Source organism: candidate division TA06 bacterium B3_TA06, assembly GCA_005223075.1.
Lineage (GTDB): Bacteria > Hydrothermota > Tepidihabitantia > B3-TA06 > B3-TA06 > B3-TA06.
This window is the reverse complement of the sequence record NJBO01000001.1, coordinates 182,024-207,459: the sequence shown is the minus strand read 5'-3', so window position 1 is coordinate 207,459 and position 25,436 is coordinate 182,024. Positions and strand designations below refer to the sequence as shown.

The following is a 25,436-nucleotide window of genomic DNA, read 5'->3' as shown; positions in this document are numbered from 1 at the left end:
ATGATGTTGACAAAAACTACGCTAGCGTTATAATTCTCTACCTTATGAAGGAGGATTATCAATGAAGGTTAGGATTGATGAGGAAGCCTGCATAGGTTGCGGCGTGTGTGCGGACATCTGTCCACAGGCCTTCGAACAGACGGACGACAAAGCGATAGTCATCGCCGGTGCGAACTGTGACGAGGCAGGATGTTGCCAGGAGGCGGCTGATTCCTGTCCTACTGAAGCGATTATCATCGAAGAGTAGTTGTCTCAAAGGCTAGGGAAATAAAGAAGCGGGGAAGCTTTGCTTCCCGCTTCTTCTATCTATGTAATAAAAACCGCCCCCGGCTGGGGGCGGTACAGGAGGTGTTTCTGAGGAGGGCTATTTCTATTATAGTCACTAACATACCTGTGTCAAGCTCAGGCGGGTAACAAAACTCCCAGGTAAGATGTCCAAAAACCTAACTAAAAAGCCCCTATTTGTAGCCTGTTCGGAATCCCATTTATGGATTGGGTGATTAATGAGCAGGAGAAGAACTCCCCTTTTCAGGGCCTTGCCTTGCTTCGAGCATTCGAAAGGAGTTGTTGGCCACAATTGTGGCAATCGCTATGGCAAGCCACAGAAGGATGTGGTGTTGTGTAGAGAGAAACAGGTGGGCCAGAAGTGAGGCTATAAACCCAACAATAAGACCCTCGGTCATCAAAGAGCGGGAACGGTCCCCCTGTGTTGTATAGTGTTTGCGGGTAAGCCAGAGGTTCTTCAGGGAGAAGAAAATCACCGCTAAAAAGGGAAGAAAACCCACCAAACCGGTGCCTGAAAGAATCTCGAGATAGGAGTTGTGGATAACCTCCTTGGCAATGTGAGGGGTTATGGTTGAATAAAACCTGAACTTATGGTAAAAACAATCCGCGCCAACCCCTAAGATAGGATGGTCTATAAACATCCTTACCGCTGTTTTCGCGAAATAAAACCGCCACTCTATGGATGCCGCCCTAGCCGCAGTCAAGAAAGATTTAATGTTAAACCCGTAAGTGAAAACCTTGGCAAAGCCCAAATAAAGCAAAGCGATCGATGCTGCCGCCACCAACGCGAAGATATGGAGCTTCTTCTGACGCCAATAGAGGATGAACTGGACAGGAAGCAGAACAAGAATCATGCTGCGCGAATAGGTTAGAGGGATAGCCACAGTCATTACAAGGTAGGCCCCGAAATAGAGCAACTTTTGCCATCTTTTTCGGGCAGCGAGGCCAAAGTAAAAAGCAAAACACAGGAATGGCAACAGCCAGAATCCAAAGGCATTAGGATCCACAAGCGTTCCAGTAGCTCTTAGGAGCGGCGTGCTAACAATTTTTTGAACCACCGCTATGATCCCCTCTATTGCAAGCACTATGATCAACACATCTAAGACGGTCCTGAGACGTTTCTCAGTGGCAAAGATATTGACGAACACCCAGTAGGCCATGACGTTTCCGAAGTAAAGGCTAACTCCCCTGAAGGCTCCTTTGAGTTCAAAAAACGCAAGAAGTGAAAGCACGCACCCTGCAAAAAAAAGTAAAATCGAACCACCTAACGCGGTGACCTTGAATCTTGGAAAACGCTTGGATAGAAGAATCGAAGGAACGGACAGGGCCACCATAATCAACCCTCCGAAACGAACGAAACTGCCTGTGGGTAGAGACTCGCTGACCATGTAAGCGAACGGGACCACCGCAAAGTACAAGATCCAAAAAGGATATGGATTAAGCACGCATAAAAGTACCAATAGAAGAGCAACTGGAGCCACCGCTATAATAATACCGGTTATACCTGAGACAAAAACTCCGGCTGCAATGGCAAGCGACAGTGCTCCCACGAAAGCGAGTGCAATCCAAAAAGGCTCACGCGAGAATCGCTTAAGATTCATCTCTTTGAGGCCAGCCACTTGCTTCGTCACCTCGCTACGATAAACATACCTAACTCTACTGCGTTTGGCTTGGGTTGTCAAATTCCTGCAGTTCGTGCACCAGAAGATTGTTGCCAGGGTATGAGGTTGCTTCCTCGCAACGGCTGATTCCTCTTAAAGGGTCACCCTCCCACTAGCCCCCTACCCTATGAGTGCACCAGGCACTCAAGGGGCACACTGTCCCGTCAAGGGAGGGGGAATAAATATATGTAAGGGCGGTTGGCTTACCATCCCCTTCCCTCGAAGGAAGAGAACAGGTTTCCCTGCCGTCTTCATCCTTCGACCGGGGGAGAGTAAATTCCTTGCCGTCTTCTCGCCATTGATGGGGGACGAAGTGCCCCCGTCGGGTAGAATAAAAGAGGGGGTGACACCCCGCACCTTAGCTGCACGCACTTGGGTAAAGGCATTTCCATCAACCCTCTACTGCCTGGTAAGGATGTATTGACCATGGACACTCTCTGCTCAATGGGAGGCGAACAATCCCGACCGAACTCGATCGGATAAACCCCTAAAATAGAGAAGCTTGACGCGGCAATAATCATCCATATAATCATCGGATGATTTGGTCAAGATCGCTGGTGCCGACGCTGCGTGAAGACCCGCGTCAAGCTGAGAATCTGAGTCACCGGGTACTTCTGCGGGCAGGTTTTGTCAGACCCGTGGGGTCCGGGCTTTACAATCTCCTGCCATTCGGGTTGCGCGTGACGCAGAAGATCACCCAGATAATCCGCGAGGAGATGAACCGCATCGGCGGGCAGGAGATGCATCTTTCAGCGCTTTCACCGCGTTCTCTGTGGGATAAGTCCGGCCGATGGGATGCCTACGGCGACGATATGTTTCGATTGCGCGACCGTAATGCCCAGGACATGGCTCTCTGCCCGACCCACGAGGAGATCGTGGCGCTTATGGCATCCAAGGAGCTTCGTTCCTACAAAGAGCTTCCGCAGATCTGGTACCAGTTTCAGACCAAGTTCCGCGACGAACCTCGCCCCCGCGGAGGGGTGCTGAGAACCCGTCAGTTCACCATGAAGGACTCATACAGCTTTGATCTGGATTATGAAGGGCTGGATCGTTCCTTCAAGCTGCATCACGAGGCGTACTCGCGTGCTTTTACGCGTATGGGGCATCGCTTCTTTGTCGTGGAGGCTTCAGGTGGTATCATGGGTGCAGGGGAGTCGGCCGAGTTCATGGTAGAGGCCTCCTCAGGTGAGGATATCTCGTTTGTGTGCCCAAAATGCGACTACAGGGCAAACGCCCAGGTCGCTGAGGGAAGACCTCTTCCCGCACCCAAACTTCAAGCTAAACGCGAAAAGGTTCATACCCCTGGTCTGAAGAGCGTAGAAGAGGTAGCAGGTTTTCTCGGCGTCAAGCCCTCCCAGTTGGTCAAGAGCCTCTTGTATATGAGAGGGGGTAAACCTCTGTTGGTACTCTTGAGAGGGGACTACGAGCTGAGCGAGGAAAAGCTCAAGCGCACGTTCGGCGGCGATATCGTCCCGGCTACCGATGAGGATGCCGAACGTTACATGGGTGCCTCATTGGGGTTCCTTGGACCTCAGGGTGTTGAGATAGAGACCCACGCCGACAAGAGCCTTGAGGATTCTGATATCTATGCAGTGGGAGCCAACGAAGACAACTACCACATCGTGGGTATAAGCCTTTCACAGGAGGTGAATATCCGAGAGTATCTTGATCTGCGTAGGGTGAAAGCTGGTGATATATGTCCGAGATGCGATGAGGTGCTTGTCGAAAAACGCACTATCGAGCTGGGGCATATCTTTAAGCTCGGCACCAAGTACTCGGAGGTGATGGGTGCTACGGTAGCCGACGAGAAGGGTGCCGATCGCGCCATCGTGATGGGCTCCTACGGGATAGGTATCGAGCGCTCAATGGCCGCCCTTGTGGATCAGTATTACGCCGATGATTGCATGGCCTGGCCTGTGACCGTGGCTCCCTATGAGGTCGAGGTTATATCCCTGGGAGAAGCGGAGGTCTCATCAAAGATATACAAAGAATTGAGCGAGATAGGCGTACAGGCGGCTCTTGACGATCGTGATGTAACACCGGGCGTCAAGTTCACGGACGCGGACCTGGTGGGCATCCCCTACAGGATCACAGTGGGACCGCGTGGATTGAAGCAAGGAAAGGTTGATATAAAGAATGTGGCAACGGGCGAGATCATCACGGTTCGCAAGGAAGATGCGGCAACCAAGGTAGGAGAACTCCTCAGCAAGGAGAAGGAAGATGTCAGCGGTATCTGAGGGTTTGGAAAGACTGGTCGCCGACGTAATCAAGGAGCACGGATGCAGTCTTTACCATCTGGAGCGCAAAGGCAATTGGCTCCAGGTATACGTGGATAAAAAGGGAGGGGCCACGCTCGGAGACTGCGAGGAGATAAGCCGTGCCCTGAGCTTAAATCTTGTCGCCAGTCGCGATGAGTGGCGTAGGCTGGCGCTTGACGTCTCCACCCCCGGGATTGAGCGCAAGCTTTACACACCAGCACACTACCGCAGCGCCGTCGGGGAACGTCTGCGCATAGAGATTGAAGGGGAGGTGATTGAGGGACATCTTAAGGAAGCAAACGAAGAAGCCATAGTAATTGAAATCGAAGCCGGAGCAGGCCGTCGGCTTATATACAACGAGATCCTCTCGGCCCAGGTGCAGCGAGCCACCGAGGAACTCTTCAAAAGGAGATAGATGGAAACCGAGATCACCAGGCTAATAACCCAACTTGCCCGTATAAGAAATGTGGAGGTAAGTTACGTTTACGATACTTTGCAGGAAAGCATCGTAGCCGGTCTGAAACGGCGCTTCGGCCGCAATGTGCGGCATGAGGTCAAGGTGAATCCTGAGACGGGCGAGATAGAGGTAGCGATCGTCCAGACCGCGGTCGAGCGCGTGCAAGACATAAGTCAGGAGATCTCTCTCGAGGATGCGAGGCGGATCAATCCTGACGTCAAGGAAGGCGAGGATGTATGCATCGAGATTCCGCTGCAGGAGGTCGGGCGAGTTGCCATACAACGCACCATGGATGAACTCACCCATCGCCTGCGCGATGCAGAACGAGCCAAGCTCTTCAACGAGTTCATCAAGAAGAGGGGCGAGATTATATCAGGCACCATTCACAAGCTCGAGAAGGAAGAGATCCTGGTCAACCTCGGGCCTATCTATGGAATCCTGCCGCTGCGAGACCAGCTCAAAACCGATCACCACCAGATCGGGGCACCCTTCAAGTTCTATGTTCTCAGGATTCAGCGTACCCCAATCGGGCCCAGGGTCTATCTTTCAAGAACCCACCCAGAGTTCTTAAAGAGGCTTTTGGCCCGCGAGGTGCCTGAGATCCAGCAGGGGATCGTGGAGATCAAGAACGTGGCAAGGATCCCCGGGGTTCGCTCCAAGGTTGCGGTCACCAGTCACGACGAGAAGATAGACCCGATCGGCGCGTGTGTAGGCTACCGCAAGGTGCGTATCCAGAGCGTCACCAAGGAACTCTCAGGCGAGAAGATAGACGTCATCAAGTGGCATTCCGACCAGAAGGCCTTTATAGCAGGGGCTATGAGTCCGGCACGGGTCAACGAGGTTATTGAGGAGGAAGGAACCTACACGGTCGTAGTCCCGGACGAGGAGTTCTCCAAGGCGATCGGTCGAAAGGGACAGAATGTATGGCTCGCTTCGCTACTGTCCAGCTCGAAGCTGGATATCCTCAAGGAGTCAGACTACCGCAACCGGCTCTTCAGCCAGCGCATGGCCCAGATCATGGTCGAAACACTTGACTTCCTTTCTGAAGAAACGAGGCAAACACTGCTTGAGGCGGGCTTCACAACGGTCGTCTCGCTATTCGAACAACCGGCTACAGAGGCAGCCAAGGTTCTGGGCTGGGACCCCACGCATGTAGAGCAACTCAAGACCCAGATACGTGAGCAGCTTGAGAAACGTGAGTTTGAGCGCAAGCTCTTCGAGAAGAAGAAGTTGGAGGAGATGAGGGCGGCAGAGAGCAAGTCCTCAGAGAAGGCCATGACCGAAGAAAGCAAGGAGGAAGAACCTGCGGTAGAGGGACCCACGGAGGGAGCAGAAGAAGAACCTCTCTCTGAACCCCTGAAGGAAACACAGCCCGAAGTGCAGGAAGAGATCAAGGACACCGAAGCCCCCCCCCAGACTGAGGGTAGTGTTAAACCAGAGGAGTCTATGAAATCTAAGAAAGAACCAGAGATATCCGAAGCCGCCCCACAGTCTGAAGAGTCAGCAGCCGAGGAAACGCAGGCTGAAAAGAAAAAGGAGGGGGGATCGAACGAGGTAGAACCAGCACCGCAAGAGGAGGAGCAAAAAACTACCGCTGAAGAGAGCGAGGAGAGTGAGGATAAGGAGTCGGAAGAGGAGGAGAAGTAGTGGCGGCCCGCAAGCTAAAGCTCTTTGAGGCTGCCGAGAAACTGAAACTTTCAAGCGAAGCGCTCGGTCGCATGATGAAGGGGCTTGGCTTTAAGGAACGAGGATACACATCCTACATAACGCCTGAGGAGTTCGAGGCGGTAAAGGCGAAGCTGCGTGAGGAGAAGCAGAGGATAAAGCGCTCGATGAAGAAGTCAAAACCTCCCAGACGTCCATCCTCCGCACGTAAACCAAGAAGGCTTTCGGAAGAGGCGGTCCAGAAGGCAGTCAAACAGACCCTTGCCCGGATGGACCACAAACGCCCCAAAAAAAGGGGCGGCAAGCGCGCTCGTCCGGCTCGCAAGACTCGCAGAGCAGAGGAGCAAGCCAAGATATTTGAGCAGCAGCCCCAGGGACTCCCTAGGGCTTTAAGAGAGGCAACGGTCAGTGAATATATGAGTGTTTCAGAGCTTGCCCACGCCTTTGAGGTTCCACCGGCTGAGATCGTCAAACGCTGCGTCCAGATGGGTGTGTTCGTAACCATCAATCAGCGTCTGGATATGGACACGATCTCTATCCTAGCCGAGGAGTTCAACGTTAAGATCGAGGTGGAAGAAGAACCCGTTCTGCAGGAAACAGCCGAAGAAGAATCCCTTGATGTGAAAACTCGGCCGCCCGTGGTGGTGGTTCTGGGACATGTGGATCATGGAAAGACGACCCTTTTGGACTACATCCGCAAAACACGGGTGGCGGCACAGGAGGCGGGCATGATTACCCAGCGTATAGGCGCATACACCGCGCAGATAAAGGACTTTAAGATCGTCTTCATGGACACCCCGGGTCATGAGGCGTTCACCGCCATGCGTGCACGAGGCGCCTCGGTAGCAGATATTGCGGTGTTGGTTGTGGCCGCAGACGACGGCATAAAGCCACAGACCATAGAAGCCATCGATCACGCCAAGGCCGCGGACCTGCCTATAATCGTAGCCATTACTAAATCGGATCTTAAGACAGCCGACCCTGATAAGGTCAAGAGCCAGCTCACCGAACATAACATCTTGGCTGAGGAATACGGCGGCAATACAATAGTAGTCCCTGTCTCAGGCATAACCGGCGATGCTGTGGACGACCTTCTTGATGCCATTCAGGTTACGGCCATGGAGCTTGATCTCAAGGCTCCATACGAGGGTAGGGCAAAGGGGGTGGTGGTTGAGGCGAAACTGAACACCTCCAAGGGCACGATCACTACCCTCATCGTAAAGCGGGGAACACTGCATCGAACGGATCTCTACATATGCGGGGAGTGGAGCGGCCGCGTGCGGGAGATGACCGACGAGAACGGTAAACGCCTGGCTGAGGCTACGCCTGGAACGCCGGCTCAGGTCCTGGGGGTGGGTGGAATCGTAGAACCCGGTGAGACGTTCGAGGTGGTGGCCTCGGAACGCGACGCGCGCGAGCTGGCTCAGCGACGCAAGCTCATGCGACGTGAACGCACACTCGCCTCCTCATCCAAGCTCTCACTCGAGGCTATCCAGCAGCAGATACAGGAAGGAAGAGTCAAGGAGCTTCGTATCGTTCTCAAGGGAGACGTCTACGGATCGGTCGAGGCACTCACCTCTTCCTTTGAGGGCCTTTCCATTGAGGAAGTGAAGGTGAAGGTAATCCACGCCGGGGTGGGAGCGATAAACGTAACCGACGTGAACCTGGCTGAAGCGTCCGGGGCGGTGATCATAGGCTTCCACGTAACCGCCCATGCCGATGCCCGCGACCAGGCCAAGCGCGAGGGGATCGAGATCCGCAACTACAACGTAATCTACGATGCAATAGACGACATCCGGGCCGCGATGCTCGGTATGCTTGAGCCGGAAGAAGAAGAGGTAAGCCTGGGTCGTGCTGAGGTGCGCCAGGTATTCCACGTATCCAGGATAGGCACCATAGCCGGTTCGTACGTCACCGAAGGGAAGGTTACGCGTGACGCCAAGGTGCGCGTCTATCGGAGCAACGATCAGCTTACCGAATCCGAGATCGCCTCCCTGCAGCGGTTCGAGAAATCGGTCAAGGAGGTCGAGGCCGGATACGAGTGCGGGATACGAATATCAGAGTGGGACGATCTCGAGGAGGGGGACACCCTTGAATTTTACACTATCGTGAAGCGGGAAAGAACATGATCGGCCTTTTGGAGATAGAGCTTCTAAACAACGCCTCTCGTTCCCTGAAGGACAAGAGACGTGATCTCAAACGACTGGTGGATAATCTTCACTCCGAGTTCCACGTGGCGGTGGCCGAGGTCGATGGACAAGACACCTGGCAGCGAACCAAACTGGCGGTGACCGTGGTCTCAAACGATGCACGACACAACTCACAGGAGCTCGAACGCGTAGTCAACAGGATTCAGTCCAGGCACCGCGCCTGGCAGCTTCTAGACTATAGCATACGGGAGGTTTACTGATGTCTGTGGAACGAGCACGTCGGGTAGCATCATTAGTTAAGCAGAACGTGGCATCCATTCTCCTTGAGGATTCCACTCGCCCTGAGATGCGGTGGATAACCATTACCGACTGCGTCGTGACGAGGGACCTCAAACGGGCAGATCTATACTTCACAACCATCGAACAGAACCTGCCGCTCGAGAAGGCACGGCAAGCACTCGAGGAGGAAAAGGGAACCATCAAACGTCAACTGGCCTCAAGGATCGTCATCAAGTACATGCCCGATCTGCGGTTCATCTGGGATGAAACCGTAATGATAGAGAAAAAAATCAGAGAGATTCAAGATGAACGCTCGAGAAGTACTGAAAGAGATACGTAAAGGGAATAGGTTTCTGGTTGCGGGTCACATCGACCCCGACGGAGATACCATAACCTCTACTCTCCTTATGGGTCGGCTCCTCAAGCATCTGGGCAAGGGTTATACCCTCTACATTCGCGATTCCATCCCTGAAAAGTTTGCTTTCCTCGCTGGAATCGGCAAGATAAAGCAATCGATTGAAGGCCCTGAGCCGGACACGATTATAACCCTCGACGCCCCGAATCTTGAGAGGGTAGCGCTAGCAAAGCCCAGGGCCAGGGTGATCAATATAGATCATCATCAATCCAACGAGCGCTTCGGCGACGTAAACTGGCTTGAGATTGATCGCGGTGCGGCATGTCTTATGGTTTTCGAGCTTCTGCGCCTTGCCCGCGCACCGTTGGGGAGCCAGGAGGGCGAGATGGTCTTCACCGGATTATTTACCGAGACCGGTGGGTTTGTGTTGCCCAACGTATCGGCGGAGGTTCTAAGGATCTGTGCAGATGTTATGGAACATGGGGTTAACGCGTCCGAGATAGCGTTCAGGATGACCGCCCGCGACGAACGGAATCTGGCGCTGTTGGGGGAGATACTTGCAACCCTTGCGGTCGACGACGGGATAGCCACAATTGAACTTACCGAAAAGATGCTTGATGATGTGGGATTGGGACACGATGAACACGATTCAGACAGCTTTATCCGCTACCCCTCTTCCATTCCGGGCGTAAAGGTCGCCATCTTCTTCCGCGAGATGCACGAGCAGGGTATGGTCAGGATGAGTTTTCGGTCCCTGGGCGGGGTTGATGTGGACAGGATCGCCTCACGTTTTGGAGGGGGAGGTCACCCGGCGGCGGCTGGGGCCAAGCTCAAGGGTTCATACGAGGAAGTGAAGAAACGGGTAATAGAAGAAACCAAGAGGTATCTTGCGTGCGCGGAGGGCTAGCGCTCTACAAACCTCGAGGCATAAGTTCGTTCGATGTAATCCGAAGGCTGCGGCCGATCCTTTTAACAAAAACGAAGTTAGGACATACGGGCACGCTTGATCCGGCGGCTGAAGGACTGATTCTAATCCTCGTGGGGGAGGCGAGCAGGGTGCAACATCTCCTGAAGGATCTGGACAAGGAGTATGAGGCTGCGGTAAGATTAGGGGTAAGAACGGATACATTAGACGCTGAAGGTAAGACGCTGGAGGAGGTCGAGGTTCCACCTCTGGATGAAGAACCGATCCGCAACGCTCTGGATAGGCTCAAAGGGGAAAGGATGCAACGTCCACCTCGCTACTCCGCCGTAAAGATAAAAGGCCGCAGGGCATACGATTTGGCAAGGGCGGGTGAGGAGTTCGAGCTGCCCGAACGAAGGGTAACGATATACGAGATCGAACTTTTATCATGGCAAAACCCCTTACTCGAAATCCGTACAAGGGTCTCGTCCGGCACCTATATTCGGTCTCTTGCTCGAGAGATTGGCGAAGAGCTGGGGCTTCCGGCATCGCTTGCAGCCCTTTGCCGCACTCGGATCGGAGGATTCGAACTTAAGGATGCCTTGCCTCTTGACAATATCACTATCGAGGGTATAAGAGAGTCTATGATCCCGATCCGCAAGCTTCTTTCCCATCTGCCTCAGGCAGAGGTCTCGGAGGAGAACGCATCGCGTCTGATGCAGGGCAAGCCGCTATCTCAAGGTGTCAACCCCAAACTCCTTGATGCTCCGAGTTCTGTAGTCTTCTCCACGGATCACCGTCAGGCTTTCCTATGCGAACCTAGGGATGGCAAGCTCTGGTCGCGACGCCTTATATACAACAATGGAGAAAGCGTTGGCTGATCGAGCTGCAGTCATAGGCTCCTTCGACGGGGTGCATAAAGGGCACGCAACCCTTATTCGTGCGCTACTTGACGAAGCCAGGAAACGTAACATACAGTCTGTTGCCATAACCTTTGATCCCCCGCCATCACTCTACTTCAACCCCCACTTTAACTTTCTCTTGACCACAAAGAAGGAGAAGGAGGAGCTGCTCCTTGCTGCCGGAATAGCCCAGGTCCGTTTCCTTGGTTTCTCAGGGGTGGTAGACAAGGAACCCGAACGGTTCGTATCGGATGAACTTCTTACGATGAATATAAGACTCCTAACGGTTGGTCAGGGCTTCCGCTTCGGCCGCAAACGCGCAGGCGACGTTGAGGTGTTACGCAGTGCAGGCCAGGAGCATGGATTTGATGTGAGGGTCATTGCCAAGGAGGAGTTTGAGGGCGAGCCGATCAGCGCCACACGGATAAGGGAGCTTCTGCTTCTGGGGCACATCTGCCGCGCCAACGCTTTGCTGGGTTACGAGTACAGACTCAAAGGCGAGGCAGCCAGAGGACTTGGCAGGGCAGGTGCACTCCTTGATACCCCGACTGTGAACCTAAAACCTGACGATACACATAAACTGGTGCCACCGGACGGCATCTATGCGGTGAGGTTCGGAACAGGACGCCGGCCAGGTATATGCTACATCGGATCAAGCCCAACCTTCGGCGATTCAACGCACAAAATCGAGGCGCATCTGTTGGAGGGTTCCCCTGAGGAGGAAACAAAACCGATTATCCACTTCGTAGAAAGGCTGCGCCCTGACAGGAAGTTCTCATCACTTGCAGCCCTCAAGGAACAGGTTAAGGAGGATGTAGCGCAGGCAAGGAGGGTCCTATCTCAAAGATAGATACCAAGACGTTCTTTCGACTGTTCCGCAACCGCAACTTTGCCCTGTTCGTGGCAGCCAACATGATCTCCCAGATCGGCGACCGCTTCACCCAGATGGCGTTCATCGAGCTTTTAGGTGCCGAGTTCTTCGGTCGGTTCGCGGCGTTCGGGGGTATTGCTGTGATCTTCACGCTTCCCTCGATCATACTCGGTCCTGTGGCAGGACCCTTGCTTGACTCCTGGCGAAAGAAACGCGTGCTTTTAGTTAGTGATGCGGTGCGTGCCCTGCTCATCGCCTCCCTGCCTTTTGTATACCTCCTCTCAGGCCACCTTATCTGGATGCTCGGGGTTGCATTCGTAGTCTACATCTTCGGTTTCTTCTTCTCCTCGGCCCGCCTTGCAATCGTGCCCCTGATCGTAGACAAGAAAGAGCTCATGCAGGCCAACTCCGCGAACCTTACCCTTTTGCGCGCGGCCACCGGCATCGGAACCTTCGCAGGGGGGTTCCTCGTAGCCTGGATAGGCTGGCGGCTGGGGTTTGTCATAGACGCCATCACCTACGTGATCTCGTTTGTACTCATCCTCTTTATAAAGGTCGATGAGAAACCTATTATCCTGCATGCGGCGGATACCGTGGTAGAAACAGGTAAAAAGGTCTCGGGCTACCTGAAAGAGATCAAAGAAGGTATCCGTCTCATGACCCAAACCCGCATGATGCGTTTCGTTATGCTCTCGATAGTGGCACTTTTCTTTGTATCAGGCGTGGCGTTCACGGTGATCGTTCCGACCGTTCAGCAGACGCTTTCGATGGGAACCATAGGGGTAACGCTCCTTGCCGCTGCGGCCGCGGGTGGTATGTTCCTGGGCCCCTTGCTTACCGGCATCATTGGGCCTGCGTTCCGCAAGGACCGCCTCATCATAGTCAGTTACATCCTCACAGGGCTGCTCTTCGCTATCGGAGGAGGAAGCTATCTCTTGGTAGGCCTTGAGCGGGTGCTTGCAGACGCCACACTTAACCTTATCATGGCTGTTATAATGGGGTTGGTGGTGTTTGTGGCAGGGATACTCTTCTCCGCCATCAACATCAGCCAGGATACCATAATCCAGGAGCGCATCCCTGCCCGGGCCAGGGGTAGGCTATTCGCGTGGCGCGAGACGCTTGCCAGCCTGGCGTTTCTGGTTACCGCGGTGCCGGCAGGGTTCATCGCGGAAAAGGTCGAGTTTACCTATGTCCTGCTGGCTACAGGTGGGATACTTGTTCTCTTTGCCCTGGTATGGATTGGGATCTTATGGCGCGGTAACGAATCAGAAACTCTTTCAATAAATGGAGGTAAGTTATGAATTTTTCGCTTCTTATGTTAGGAGTTCTACTTGTAAGTGCGCCGAAGATCGAGGCTTCGGAGCAGAGCTTCGACTTCGGCTACGCGTTTGTAGGAGAGCACTACCGCCACACCTTCTGGATATACAACCGCGGTGATGAGCCTCTTGAGATCAAAAAAATCCGCACCTTCTGCGGCTGCACCGCTACCGAGCTGCGGCGCAACCAGCTTGCACCCGGTGACAGCACGTCATTCGACTTCATCTTCGACACCCATGGTTTCTTCGCGGAGCGCGTCAAGTGGGCCTACATACGTTCAAACGACCCTCGAGACTCCCTCTTGAAGGTTAACGTAACCATCCGCCTCTACGGGGACTACTCCCGCACACCATTCCAGGTGGAGCCTGCCTATCTGCACTTCAACCGGATAGACTCACTCGCAGACGAGGTTACACTTAAGCTGGTTAACTTCTCAGATACCGGATACAACCTCCAGCTTATAGAGGCGCCAGCTGTACTTAAGGGAGTTGAGCTTACCAAAAGTGCTATCGCGCCGGATGAAGAATTCGAGCTTCCGCTTCGACCTAGGGATGGCATCCGTGACCCCGCACTTTTCAAAAGCTCGGTGACCTTCGAGGCCTGGACCCCTACCGAGATAGTGCGTTTCTCTGTGCCCTTACATATCCGCCGCTAAGAGGTAAATTTCTTTACCATTTCGGGGTCCCCGCGCAGCTACGAAGTAGATGCGTGGGGTGCTAATAGGTTACACAAAAGGTTAATTGGCTGGAAGCATCCACTTAGACAAGTTAAGGTTTTACGTAAGATAAGTCCTAAATCAACCTGGCACGTTAATTGCTGTGTAATACAGGGTGAGGATTTTGGAAACAAGTTAACCAACGAAAGGAGGCAATGATGAAAAGATTCTGGTGTGTTATTATCTTGACAGTGCTTGCGGCACTCTTCCAAACAGCCAGCGCAGGCTGGACACGTACCTACGGCGGAGATGGTCACGATTACGGCCACTGTGCACAGCCTACCCCTGACGGTGGGTACATAATTACCGTTAGCACACCATCCTTTAATCTGCTCAAAACAGATTCCTTGGGGCACACATTATGGACAAAACTTTACCCTAACGGCCATGCTAGATGTGTACAAACTACCTCTGATGGATGTTACATATTTACTGGATCAATGACATCTAGTGTGGGATACGTCATGTGGCTGCTCAAAACGAACGCCGATGGAGATAGCCTTTGGTCTCGCGTGTATGACAGTGACTGGCGATTGCACTCGGGCGCCTGGGTAGAGGAAACGGATGATGGCGGCTATATTACCGTAGGGAATACGATTCGCAGTATGAATGGTATTTGGCTGCGCAAGACCAACCAAGTAGGCGAAGAGCTGTGGAACCAAATGTATGGAGACTCTTATGAAGAGTTTGAAGGAGTAAAGGAGGCCTCGTGTGTAAAACAGACTTCAGATGGTGGTTACATCGTCACCGCGTGTATCCCCCCCTCATTCTCCCCCCCGCCACGAGTGAGAGGGGCTATCTGGTTGCTCAAGACCGATTCCCAGGGTGACAGCGTATGGGCTAAAACCTACGGCGGCGAAAGTGAAGAAGATACGGTGGATATAGCCGCTCCTGGTAGTGTAATACAGACACCTGACGGCGGCTATGTTGTGGGTGGCACCCGGCAGTTAAACAACTCTTCTGCGGTTTGGTTACTTAAAACCGATGCCCAGGGCGATACATTATGGACACGAACCTACGGAGATGGAGCAGAAGTATGTGAGTGGCTAGATGTAACGAGCGAAGGCGGTTACATCCTTGCCGGTTGGACCACCTCCTTTGGTGCAGGTGGAGCTGACTTTTGGTTGATAAAAACGGATGAGAATGGGGATACCATTTGGACACGAACTTATGGCGGAACAAGGTTTGAGAGATGTCATCACGTTCGGCAAACCCCTGATGGTGGCTACATTCTCATCGGAGAGACGGATTCCTATGGTGCAGGATTAAACGACGCCTGGCTCATCAAGACCGATTCGCTAGGCTACATTGATGTAAAGGAAGAGTCACATACACAGGTTAATGGAAACTGGGCGGTGATCACTTCCATCGGTCCGCAGATAGTTCTGCGTTACGAGAATCGCTCTGATGGCTTCCACGCTTCCATTTTCGACGCCACAGGCCGCAAGGTGGATGAGCTACACGCGGCTGGCGCGTCAGGAATGATCACCTGGGGCCAAGGTTACAGCCCTGGCGTCTACTTCGTCCGCGATATGGGGGAGAGCAGGGTTACGAAAAAGGCAGTATTAGTTAGATAATCACCCCCTCTTACCTTTCCTACGGAAAGGCATTCTCCCCCGTCAAGGGGGAGATAATCGGGGGCAGACGCATCCGAAGACAATACCCCTCCCCTGGTGGGAGGGGATTAAGGGGAGGGGGATTAGTTATTACCCCCAACCTTACTCCTACCAGACGGTGGCATTGCACCCCATCAAGGGGAGAGTAAATGGATCATTTCCGATCCCCGCACGGATGCGGAGCAGTCTGTGTACAACAGACACTCTTGTCTGTTCAAAAGTTCCAACAAAAAAGCTCTTAACATTGCTTTTCTTCGTCAGACAAGTTTCCGATCTTTCGCCCGCAGGGCGAAAAGAGGATCTGTGGTTGACACCCTGTCTTGACCACCTATAATCACCAAACAAACCCTTACTTAGCCGACTGGAGGATACGTGTTTAAGAAGATTCTACTCCTTGCCTTAATCGCAGGACTACTTATCGGGGCACAGGCTCCCGTACCCAACCCCGAGAAGCCGCAGGCAGGCCAAAACGTCTCATGGAAGATCAAAGAGTTCGCCTACGAATCCCGCAAACCGGTTATGCTTCTGGCCGCCTACACCCCGGATACGGTTTTTGTCCAGATAATACCCGGCAGGCCCTCCCAGGACGAATGGTACTTCTCATATACCGTGCCTCAGGAAGCAACCCTCCTCACCTATAAGATAGAAGACGACGAGAAACCCCTCCTTGACGATGACGGAGTGTTCTTCGCCACCCCGGTCTACGATTCCTCAGGCAAGCCGCGCTACGACGCAAGCCGCAGTTATGCAACGCTTTATCTTGGCCCTCTTGCCGATCGAGGAGGCCGTGCGCGCGAGCTTGTGGAGTTGGAACTCAAGCATTATCCCACCAACTGGGAAGCGTTGGTGTTTTTGCGCAGGTTCGAACTCCAGGCGGGCGAGACCACCGAAGCCGCTATCGCTGCCGAGCTTGACTTTCTTCTGGCCGCGGAACCTGACTCTCTCGAGGCCCTACGCTTTGCCGCGATGGAGTTCTTCATCGCATCGCAAGGCTTCAAGGACAAGGGCGAGGCACTCATGGCGCTCTGCGCTGAGACCTATCCTGAGAGTTCTCGCTGGACAGACTATCAGAATAGCATCTACGCCTTCATTTCAGAGACACCACAGCGTCTGGGTGAGTACGAAAGGGCGGTATTCCCATTACTTAAAGGGGATGCAAGGGAAACCGCTTACTTTCTACTTATGACCTACGCCCTTGCTGGTCGCCGCGAGCAGCGAGTCGAAAGCCTAGCAACGGATTTCATCAAGGAGTTCCCGAGATCAGAGTTAGTCTCTGCCTTCATAATCACCATGCTTCAGGTCAAGTATGAACAACCAACCGTTCTCTGGGCCGCGGAGATGATCGAGTGGCAAAAGAAATATCCCGATGATCCTGAGATCAACATTCAGTTGGCTGAATACTACAGGGACCGCAGCTGGAAAACCGCGCTTGGCTACTATCGCAACGCCGTAAAGAACTCCGATGACCCCAAGGCCGCGGCGCTCTTTGCAGAAGTAGCCACAACCAAGGGTAAGAACTTCGCAGAGGCATCAAAGTACCTGAAGAAGGCAATAACGGAAACCACCGCGGACCGTTACCGTAAGCTCCTCTGGTGGCGCGACTTCAGCGAACGACGCGCCATGCTCCTCAAAACACAGACAACCCTCTACACCACCCTCGGCTGGCTTTCGTTCAAATACGGCAAATACGAAGATGCACTCGGAGAGCTTCTGGTAGCGGACTCCCTGCTCACCAGCATCCCGGATTACGAAGAGGAGCTCTACAGACGCCTGCTTACGGTAAGCGAGAAGGCCGGTGATCTTGCCGCACGCCAGATCGCGCTCCTTAACATCATGCTCGTTGAGCCCGAGGATCGCACCATCCAGAAGGCTCTCCAGGATATCTATCTTCTGGATCACGGCGACATCGAGGGCTTCGAGGAGTGGCTGCACGCAGAAGAACTCAAGATCGCACTGCGGCGCAGAATGAACGTCACGGTACCGAATTTTCCGCTAACCACCCTTGCCGGCGATACCGTATACGCCAGTGAGTTTGTAGGAAAGGTCGTAGTTATCAACTTCTGGGCAACCTGGTGTGCTCCATGCAAGGAGGAGATACCCAAGCTCAACCAGCTCGTGCGGGACTATCAGGGCCGCGACGATGTGGTCTTCATCGGTATCTCCAGCGAGGAGCCGCAGACGGTAGATAGCTTCCTGGACGCCAACACATTCCTCTACGAGGCTTACATCGACCCATCAGGGACAATCTCCACCATGTTTGAGGTCTCGGCCATCCCCACACATACGGTGATCGATGCTAAGGGCATGCTTCAGTTCCACCACGTAGGGGCCATCCTCAACATAGACAAGATCCTGGCCATGGAGATCAACTCGCTGCTTGAGGAATAGACTCACCCTTATCCGGGGTGTGCTGGTGATGGGGGGGATGCTGTTGATTGTGATGTGGTGTGTTACGGGGGCAGGATGCGTGCCGCGAACCACACGCACGCCACAGCGCGACGCCCTTGTTGAGGAGATACGCCGCTTCAAGGGAACCCCTTACCTCTACGGAGGCTCGACACCTAAAGGAACCGACTGCTCAGGCTTCACAATGACGGTTCTTAAGAGATTCGGGGTGAAGCTGCCGCACTCGGCAAGCAAACAGTTCAAGATGGGCAGGTCGGTTTCGAGGCGCAACCTGAAGATGGGCGATCTGGTTTTCTTTCGCAGAGGCAGGAAGGGCAGCATCAACCACGTGGGCATCTACCTGTGGGACGGCAAGATGGTGCACGCATCATCCTCTAGGGGTGTGATAGTAGTCAAATGGGAAGGCAACATCTACTATGAACACCGATATGCAGGAGCAAGAAGAATAATAGATTTCTAACCCTGATGCCTGAAAACCCATTTTTGTCTTCTGAAAAACTCAAGCAAATCAATGCACTCCACTTTATGATATGCGCATACGTCAGGTATTTTGGGGCGTGCATTTAAGTTTGGTGGGTTAGAACTCTCCGAGTTAATAACCACCCACCCTCTAAGTTTTGCCAAAGCGATTACAAAAGGATCAGCGTCCTCTTTTTCTTTTTCTTCATCAACTAAAGTTTTACCGTAGCCTGGTATTATTTCATTAATAATTTGCGTTGCAATACCCATGTAGTTGTTTTCACTTTCATCAGGGTTTATAAACATCTTTTTATGCCTTTTCGCCCACTCAAGGAGTTTATCCGGTTCTTCGGTTTGCTCTTCTCTCTTTTTTCGTTCTTCGTAATCCTCAAGTTCGCGTAAAACCTGTCTTGGTGCAACCAAGACCCCTTCTTTAACAAGCGTTTCTATTTCAATCAACACACCCGGAAAAATATCAGGTGGGTACTTCCTCCGATATAAATCGATCAACGGTGCTGTATCTATACAGTATCCTTGAAAAAGCTCAGGCATGATTAATCAACAGCTCTTAATAGCTGTTCTAATTCAGGGATATACTGTAGGCGAGTTCCTAAATAATCGGCAACGTCAGCAGATGTGATCCTTTCGTTCCCATAAGCACTCAAAACTAAAGAAACGAATGTCCCACCGTTGTTTCTAAGACACTCTTTAGCCATATTGCGGCCACCCCCACCCCCGCCTGATTTGTATGGTTTCCACTCCTCTAATTTCATGTTGTAGTAATCTTTAGGCGTACGGCCTAAATCCAACAGTCTTCTCAAAATAACTAGTTTGCTAACTTTGAAATCCCTCGATACTTTTTCCAAAACATCATCAGCCCATTCTACTAAACCTTTAAAAGGCATTATCAATTCATGTTTTAAAAGAGCTGAACTCGGAACTAGAAATGCACCTGCAAAACGGTTGCAGAACATCTCTGTATCTAAGTTGCTTCTTAACATTTCACCACATATACCTGTATCATTTAGCATAAGATGGCAGTATTCGTGGAAAAGGGTGAATATTCTTCCATTGTGGGAGTCCCTGCCGTTAAGTACAATGATTGGTATATTCCCTTCTGATAAAGTGAACCCCCTTGTTTGGTCTACAGGCATTCGAATCTGGATAATAAAAACCCCTAAAAGTTCAATTACAGTTCGCCACTCATCAAGGGCATTGAGACTGCTCTCCCAATTAAATTGATCTTCTACTTTGACCCTTAACCTCTCTCTTTCTTCAATTGCTATTATTTCCGCTCGTTCAGCGACATTCTCACGGTCAGGCAACTGTATTTCTCTGATGTTACGTATTATCTCATAATCAAGTTCTCGTACTAATTCAGCCGCCAAATTTTGAAGTCGCCTAGCGCGACGAAGAGCAAGGAAAGTTTCAGAAGTGAAGGGTTTTTTATAGGGTAGGGTCCGAAAATCCTTTGGAATAGGGTATGGCTTGGGAGGGGAAGATAACAAGAGCGCAGCAAGCGGCCGCTTATAGAGGTTGGCGAGTTTCTCTAATTGTGTTAAACGTGGTTTCCGCGCCCCAGATTCGAATTCTTCTATTACTTCCCGTGTTGTCTTTAGCCGTTTAGCAGCATCTTCTTCTTTCATGGCAATGCTTTCCCTGGCCCATATTAGGACCTTAGGTTCAACCTTTACCTCAATGGTTGGCATAACTTAAATATATAGAACCTACCCTTCTTGTCAAGCTTCGACAGTCGTACATCACGCTTGACTTACCCCCAACCCCTTTATAATCGAGGCCAATGGCAAAGAAGCGGAAGCGCAAAAAGAAGAAACCAGTCTGCGAGGCCGATTTAGCCGACGATCTACTTTTACCTGTTGACATCCTCTGCAAGCGGACTATTATCTGTGGTGATTTACAGGATCGAGGTTTCCAAAAAAGGCGCCGATCCTCAGGTGGAGGGTCTTGCACGCTTGCTCTCCGAGGAGGGGCTACCCTCAAAAGGGCTTTCCATCATACGCGTATACTTCCTTAAGAGCAAACTTGAGAAGAAGGAGATCGAAGCCCTTGCTGCAGAACTTTTCGCCGACCCTGTAAGCGAGGTGGTTTCCCTCGGGCGCTCCCAGCCACCGGGCATGCGTGCGGTTGAGGTTTGGTACCATCCTGGCGTAACCGATCCTGAATCAAACTGGGTCTTAAACCACCTTAGGAACCGCCAGATCGCGGTAGACGATGTTCGCAGGGCCACGCGCTTTATGTTCCCGGCGTCGGTACCCAGGGCAAAGCTTGTGCGATTTGCGGAGCGCCATCTCTTCAATCCGTTGATCCAGCATCTGGCTGTAAGGGGCGAGGAGCCATTCCCAAGGCATAGAGGGACAAGATTCAAGATAGAAGAAATCGAACTTGCCGGGCTTTCGGATAAAGAACTCCTCGAACTTTCCACAAAGCGCGACTGGCACTTTAATCTTACCGAGATAAAGGCGATAAGGAATCACTTCGCAAAGCTCGAACGCAATCCGACCCTTACCGAGATGGAGACCTTGGCCCAGACGTGGTCAGAGCACTGCGTGCATAAGACATTTAACGCCGCCTTTGAGGTGGAGGGTGAGAAGTTCGGCAACCTCCTTGCTGATACCATCATGAAGCCCTCGCGGGAACTCGATCGTCCATGGTGCCTTTCGCTGTTTACCGACAATGCAGGGGTGGTGGAGTTTTCTGCTGACGTAGCAGTGGCGTTCAAGGTAGAGACCCACAACCATCCCTCGGCGATCGAGCCTTACGGCGGCGCGGCTACGGGAATCGGAGGTGTTATAAGGGACGCCTTGGGAACGGGGCAGGGGGCTGATCCCATCCTCAACACCGACGTCTTCTGCTTCGGCCCACCCGGCTTCCCATCGCGAAAGCTCCCCAAGGGAGTGCTCCCGCCGCGCCGCATACTTGAAGGGGTGGTGAGAGGGGTACGCGACTACGGAAACCGCATGGGCATCCCCACTGCATCAGGTGCTCTTTACTTCGATGAACTCTACCTTGCAAACCCGCTGGTCTACTGCGGGACACTTGCTATTATACCGAAAGCAAAGGTTGCAAAGAAGGTCTCCAAAGGGGACGTAATAATCCTTGCAGGTGCGCGTACCGGCAGGGACGGGGTGCACGGGGTGACCTTTGCCTCGATCTCGCTTGCCGGCTCCTCACATGCCAAGCACGGCTCCGCTGTCCAGATAGGCAATCCTATAGAGGAGAAGCTACTGCGTGATCTGGTGATAGCTGCGAGGGATCGCGGATTGATTGCCTCGATCACCGACTGCGGTGGCGGCGGACTCTCATCCGCGGTGGGCGAGATGACCAAAAACAAAGGCTGCGTTGTTGATCTGGACCGCGTACCACTGAAGTATGCCGGTCTTGCCCACCACGAGATATGGATCTCCGAGTCCCAGGAACGCATGGTTATATTCGTTAAGCCTGATAAGGTCGAGGGGTTCATGAGCCTGGCAGACGAGATAGGGATAGAGGCAACCGTGATCGGGGAGGTCACCGACGACAAGGTCTTGCACCTGCGCTACCGGAATAAAGAAGTGGCTGCTCTTGATATGGGTTTTCTGCACAATGGATTACCTTCAAGAAGCTTCAAGTTGAAGCCACCTGGACAAAAGCCGTGCAAGGAGAGCGATGTCGTGGCACCTCGGGATCTGGGCCAGGCGCTCCTGCGCCTTCTGGGTCAGATCAACGTTGCTTCCAAGGAATGGGTGATTCGGCAGTACGACCACGAGGTCAAGGGCGGGACGGTTCTCAAACCTCTTATAGGCACAAAGCACGACGCTCCTTCGGACGCGACCGTTGTCCAGCCCTTGCTGGATGATAATTCAGGAATCGCAGTTGCCGCAGGGCTCGCGCCGCGCTACGCACTCATTAACGCATACGCTTCGGCCGCGGCGGCAATAGACGAAGCGATCCGCAATCTGATCGCGGTGGGAGGACGCCTTAATCGCATCTCCTTGCTTGATAACTTCTGCGCAGGCGACGCCTCGGACGAACGCATACTCTACGAACTGGTTCAAGCCGCAAAAGCATGCAGGGACGGGATAAGAGCCTACGGAACGCCCTTTATCTCTGGCAAGGACAGCCTTAACAACTTCTTTGCCTCCGCCAAAGACGGGAAGATAAACATCCCAACCACCCTTCTTATCTCAGGCCTCGCACTTGTACGCGACGTCCACAAAACCCTTACCACTGACTTCAAACAACCGCGCTCGCGCATCTATCTTGTTGGCGAGACAAGGCTGGAGCTGGGAGGCTCGGAGTATCTGCGTATGCACAAGAAGCTGGGCACGAGGGTGCCCGTGGTCGATATGAAAGGTGCACGCAAGCTCTACCGCAAGATCGAGCGAGCTATACGAGCTGCTCTTGTGCTTGCGGCACACGATCTTTCCGACGGCGGGCTGGGGGTGGCGATCGCTGAGATGTGCATGGGGGGGGAGCGGGGTGCGCGCATACATCTTGCTTCGATTTCCACCGAAAAGAAGATTGATCGTGCAGATTACCTGTTGTTTTCAGAAACCCAGAGTCGGATGCTCCTTGAGGTCGCAGAAGCCAACGCTGCGGAGTTCGAGAAGATCATGGCAGGAGAGGCCTTCGCGCAGATAGGCGAGACAACCAACGATCAACGTCTTGTGTTTACCGACGACGGTCGCCGCACGGTGGCAACCGCCTCCGTTGATGAGATACGCGCAGCATGGACCCAGGGGCTTGCGCGGTTTCTTGACTGATGCACGCAGCCCTCCTGCAGTTTGCGCCAATCCGGGGGGATAAGGAATCCAACTTTAGAAAGATTAAAAAGCTGTGTGGAAGCACACAACTTGATCTGCTTGTGTTACCGGAGCTTGCCACAACCGGCTATCTCTTCGGTTCCAAAGCCGAGCTTGCCCTCCTGGCAGAGGCCTTCCCAGGAGGCCAAACGAGCGAGTTCCTTACCGAACTTGCCGGAACGATCGGTGGGCATGTAGTCTGCGGGGTGGCTGAGAAGGAGAAAGAGATTCTTTACAACTCGGCGGTGCTCTTTTCTCTACAAGGACATCTGGGGACTTACCGCAAGGTGCATCTGTTTGATAAGGAGAAGGAGCTATTTGAGCCGGGCAACGTGGGCTTTCCTGTATTTGATCTGGGGGAAGCCAAGATCGGAATGATGGTCTGCTTTGACTGGATATTCCCGGAGTCAGCCCGTTCCCTGGCTCTTGCTGGGGCCGAGATCATCTGCCACCCGGCGAACCTTGTCCTGCCATACTGCCCTCGAGCCGCCCTGACACGAGCGATTGAAAACCACGTCTTCTATCTGCTCTCAGACCGTATAGGTGCAGAACAAAGCCAAGGTGAAGAGCTGCGTTTTATTGGACAGAGCCGAATACTGGGGACTAAAGGAGAGATACTGGCGTCGCTCGGCGAGGAGGAGGCGCTGATAACGGCAGAGATTGATCCTTCCATTGCCGGAGACAAATATGTTACCTCCTGCAACCATCTATTTTATGACCGTCGGCCGGATTGCTACCGTTTGGGATAGGGTTCGTTCACCAGACGTTCAAACATCCTCGTCTGGAAACCTGAAAGCCCCACTTGACAAAGCAGGTATACTTCAATATAGTGAGTCCTTAAAAGTGGAGGATAGATGCTCGGACTAGAAGGGAAACTGCGCGGTCTTCTATTAAGACTCAATCAGGCTGCCCCTGAGATTCAGGCCTCCGCGGTGGTAAGTATGGACGGGTTGATGCTTGCATCCGCCCTGCTGCCAGGAACGAACGACGACGACATAGCCGCCATAGCCGCTACCCTTCTGGGGCTTGGCGACAGAACTGTCCAGGAGTTCCGGCATGGGAAACTTCAACAGGTCTACGTGAAAGGCGATAGGGGCTATACCATCATAACCAACACCGGTCAGGATAACGTGCTGGTGGTGGTAACAGACGAAAACGTCAAGCTGGGCCTCATCTTCCTTCACATCAAACTGGCGGCGAAGGAGATCACTCATACGTTCCTGCATCTTTTGGATGCATCGGATCAATCCGCATCGCCGCCTACATACCCAGGGTAACACCCCGTAACACCCCGTACCCCTTCGGGGCAGAGTCTGCCCCTTGAGATACTTATTGTATCTCATAGGGTATTCTCATTATTACTTGGAGCTAACGCTCCAGAACATCTAAGGATATAACACCCGTAACACCCCAGATATCCCTTAGCCCTTTAGGCCCCCCCACCTATTTTTTAGAGCGGGTGATGGCGGCCTCACTTATATCTACAGCAAACGATCATGCTTTCCTCAAGAGCGCCTAGCTGAATCGGCTGCAGGCTTCCTTCACAAGATTGGATAGGAGAAGATACCCGTCCGGCTTGCCACGAGACTCCCCCCGCGTGTGAGAAGGATGCTGCTGGGGCAGCATGAACCTCTCGGGATGAGGCATCATGCCCATAACCTGGCCGGTGGAGTCGGTAATCGCTGCAATGTGATCCTCGGATCCGTTGGGGTCCTCAGGGTACTTAGGTGAGGCACCATCTCCGCCACAGTAGCGGAGTAAAACCCGACCTTCAGCTTGCAAACGATGCAACACCTTCTTGTCACGGGCAAGAAAGCGCCCCTCGGCGTGCGCCACAGGCAAAGTGATTATCTTGGGCAAACCACAAGTCCAGAAGCTCTTGCCTTCGGACTTAAGATGCACCCAGCGATCCTCAAAACGCAGGGATTTGTTTGCCTCAAGCGTGACCGAAGGCTTCTCGAACGGTTTTTCAAAAGTCGGCAGCAGTCCGCTTTTAACAAGCACCTGGAAGCCGTTGCAGATTCCGAGGATAAACTTGCCTTCCGCAAGAAACCTTAAGATCTCATCGCCTATAGTGTGGCGCAGATCCGCGGCGAAAAGCATCCCGGCACCCACGTAGTCGCCGTAGGTGAATCCGCCGGGTAAGATCAAGATTTGATACTCGGCAAGCTTTTCAGGGTGACGAGAGAGCATACGCAGGGTCTCTTCATCGGCATTACAGCCAAGATGACGGAACGCAAAGAGCGTCTCCGCGTCGCAGTTTGTGCCGGGTCCGGCAAGAACAAGAACCTTGAGTGAGGATGCCTCCACACCCGAGTCTACCTAACTCGACTT

At 52.9% G+C, this 25,436-nt stretch carries 22 protein-coding genes; 18 read left to right on the top strand and 4 right to left on the bottom strand.

All coding sequences use genetic code 11. The features are described from left to right. Positions 1-61 precede the first annotated feature (61 nt). Entirely contained in the window at positions 62-247 is a 186-nt protein-coding gene (locus CEE36_01010; GenBank protein ID TKJ44351.1) for a ferredoxin, read from the top strand. Positions 248-500: 253 nt separating this feature from the next. Here CEE36_01010 and CEE36_01005 read toward each other — a convergent pair whose 3' ends face one another. Further along, positions 501-1,904, bottom strand: a complete 1,404-nt coding sequence (locus tag CEE36_01005) for a hypothetical protein (GenBank protein TKJ44350.1) — start codon at positions 1,902-1,904, stop codon at positions 501-503. 578 nt (positions 1,905-2,482) lie between these two features. Here CEE36_01005 and CEE36_01000 point away from each other — a divergent pair. From CEE36_01000 to CEE36_00935, 14 genes are all read left to right on the top strand, one after another. Next, positions 2,483-4,183 carry a proline--tRNA ligase gene (locus tag CEE36_01000; protein ID TKJ44349.1) on the top strand — a complete coding sequence of 567 codons (1,701 nt, stop codon included), beginning with the start codon at positions 2,483-2,485 and terminating at the stop codon, positions 4,181-4,183. Then, a complete protein-coding gene (locus CEE36_00995; protein ID TKJ44348.1) occupies positions 4,167-4,619 on the top strand; it encodes a hypothetical protein in 453 nt (150 codons plus the stop codon). Before CEE36_01000 ends, CEE36_00995 begins: the two co-directional genes overlap by 17 nt. Further along, positions 4,620-6,308, top strand: a complete 1,689-nt coding sequence (locus CEE36_00990) for a hypothetical protein (protein ID TKJ44347.1) — start codon at positions 4,620-4,622, stop codon at positions 6,306-6,308. After that, positions 6,308-8,455 (top strand): translation initiation factor IF-2, encoded by a 2,148-nt coding sequence (locus CEE36_00985; protein ID TKJ44346.1) that lies wholly within the window; start codon positions 6,308-6,310, stop codon positions 8,453-8,455. The genes CEE36_00990 and CEE36_00985 overlap by 1 nt, the downstream gene beginning before the upstream one ends. Next, on the top strand, positions 8,452-8,736 hold the full coding sequence (locus CEE36_00980; protein TKJ44345.1) for a hypothetical protein: 285 nt from the start codon (positions 8,452-8,454) through the stop codon (positions 8,734-8,736). Before CEE36_00985 ends, CEE36_00980 begins: the two co-directional genes overlap by 4 nt. Continuing rightward, positions 8,736-9,095 (top strand): ribosome-binding factor A, encoded by a 360-nt coding sequence (gene rbfA, locus CEE36_00975; GenBank protein TKJ44344.1) that lies wholly within the window; start codon positions 8,736-8,738, stop codon positions 9,093-9,095. The genes CEE36_00980 and rbfA overlap by 1 nt, the downstream gene beginning before the upstream one ends. Continuing rightward, entirely contained in the window at positions 9,061-10,017 is a 957-nt protein-coding gene (locus tag CEE36_00970) for a hypothetical protein (protein TKJ44343.1), read from the top strand. The genes rbfA and CEE36_00970 overlap by 35 nt, the downstream gene beginning before the upstream one ends. Beyond that, positions 9,951-10,895: a tRNA pseudouridine(55) synthase TruB gene (truB, locus tag CEE36_00965; protein TKJ44342.1), complete on the top strand. Its 945-nt coding sequence runs from the start codon at positions 9,951-9,953 to the stop codon at positions 10,893-10,895. Before CEE36_00970 ends, truB begins: the two co-directional genes overlap by 67 nt. After that, a complete protein-coding gene (locus tag CEE36_00960; GenBank protein TKJ44341.1) occupies positions 10,840-11,766 on the top strand; it encodes a hypothetical protein in 927 nt (308 codons plus the stop codon). The genes truB and CEE36_00960 overlap by 56 nt, the downstream gene beginning before the upstream one ends. Positions 11,767-11,828: 62 nt before the next feature. Further along, entirely contained in the window at positions 11,829-13,088 is a 1,260-nt protein-coding gene (locus CEE36_00955; GenBank protein TKJ44340.1) for a hypothetical protein, read from the top strand. Next, positions 13,085-13,759 (top strand): hypothetical protein, encoded by a 675-nt coding sequence (locus CEE36_00950; protein ID TKJ44339.1) that lies wholly within the window; start codon positions 13,085-13,087, stop codon positions 13,757-13,759. Before CEE36_00955 ends, CEE36_00950 begins: the two co-directional genes overlap by 4 nt. Positions 13,760-13,977: 218 nt before the next feature. After that, on the top strand, positions 13,978-15,396 hold the full coding sequence (locus tag CEE36_00945; GenBank protein TKJ44338.1) for a hypothetical protein: 1,419 nt from the start codon (positions 13,978-13,980) through the stop codon (positions 15,394-15,396). Positions 15,397-15,807: 411 nt separating this feature from the next. Next, on the top strand, positions 15,808-17,823 hold the full coding sequence (locus tag CEE36_00940) for a hypothetical protein (protein TKJ44337.1): 2,016 nt from the start codon (positions 15,808-15,810) through the stop codon (positions 17,821-17,823). Positions 17,824-17,851: 28 nt separating this feature from the next. Continuing rightward, on the top strand, positions 17,852-18,301 hold the full coding sequence (locus CEE36_00935) for a hypothetical protein (GenBank protein TKJ44336.1): 450 nt from the start codon (positions 17,852-17,854) through the stop codon (positions 18,299-18,301). On the opposite strand, the gene CEE36_00930 is transcribed toward CEE36_00935, so the two are convergent. Together CEE36_00930 and CEE36_00925 are read right to left on the bottom strand one after the other, a co-directional pair. Beyond that, the gene (locus tag CEE36_00930; protein TKJ44335.1) at positions 18,298-18,852 is read right to left on the bottom strand and encodes a hypothetical protein; all 555 of its coding nucleotides are present in this window, start codon (positions 18,850-18,852) and stop codon (positions 18,298-18,300) included. The two genes, CEE36_00935 and CEE36_00930, sit on opposite strands and share 4 nt — an antisense overlap. 2 nt (positions 18,853-18,854) lie before the next feature. After that, a complete protein-coding gene (locus tag CEE36_00925; GenBank protein TKJ44334.1) occupies positions 18,855-20,009 on the bottom strand; it encodes a hypothetical protein in 1,155 nt (384 codons plus the stop codon). A 201-nt stretch (positions 20,010-20,210) separates the two neighbouring features. Here CEE36_00925 and purL point away from each other — a divergent pair, with 201 nt between their 5' ends. From purL to CEE36_00910, 3 genes are all read left to right on the top strand, one after another. After that, on the top strand, positions 20,211-23,063 hold the full coding sequence (gene purL / locus CEE36_00920) for a phosphoribosylformylglycinamidine synthase subunit PurL (GenBank protein TKJ44333.1): 2,853 nt from the start codon (positions 20,211-20,213) through the stop codon (positions 23,061-23,063). Further along, a complete protein-coding gene (locus CEE36_00915; protein ID TKJ44332.1) occupies positions 23,063-23,851 on the top strand; it encodes a hypothetical protein in 789 nt (262 codons plus the stop codon). The genes purL and CEE36_00915 overlap by 1 nt, the downstream gene beginning before the upstream one ends. Before the next feature lie 105 nt (positions 23,852-23,956). Next, positions 23,957-24,379 carry a hypothetical protein gene (locus CEE36_00910; GenBank protein ID TKJ44331.1) on the top strand — a complete coding sequence of 141 codons (423 nt, stop codon included), beginning with the start codon at positions 23,957-23,959 and terminating at the stop codon, positions 24,377-24,379. A 238-nt stretch (positions 24,380-24,617) separates the two neighbouring features. On the opposite strand, the gene purQ is transcribed toward CEE36_00910, so the two are convergent. After that, a complete protein-coding gene (purQ, locus tag CEE36_00905) occupies positions 24,618-25,412 on the bottom strand; it encodes a phosphoribosylformylglycinamidine synthase I (protein TKJ44330.1) in 795 nt (264 codons plus the stop codon). Positions 25,413-25,436: the final 24 nt, after the last annotated feature.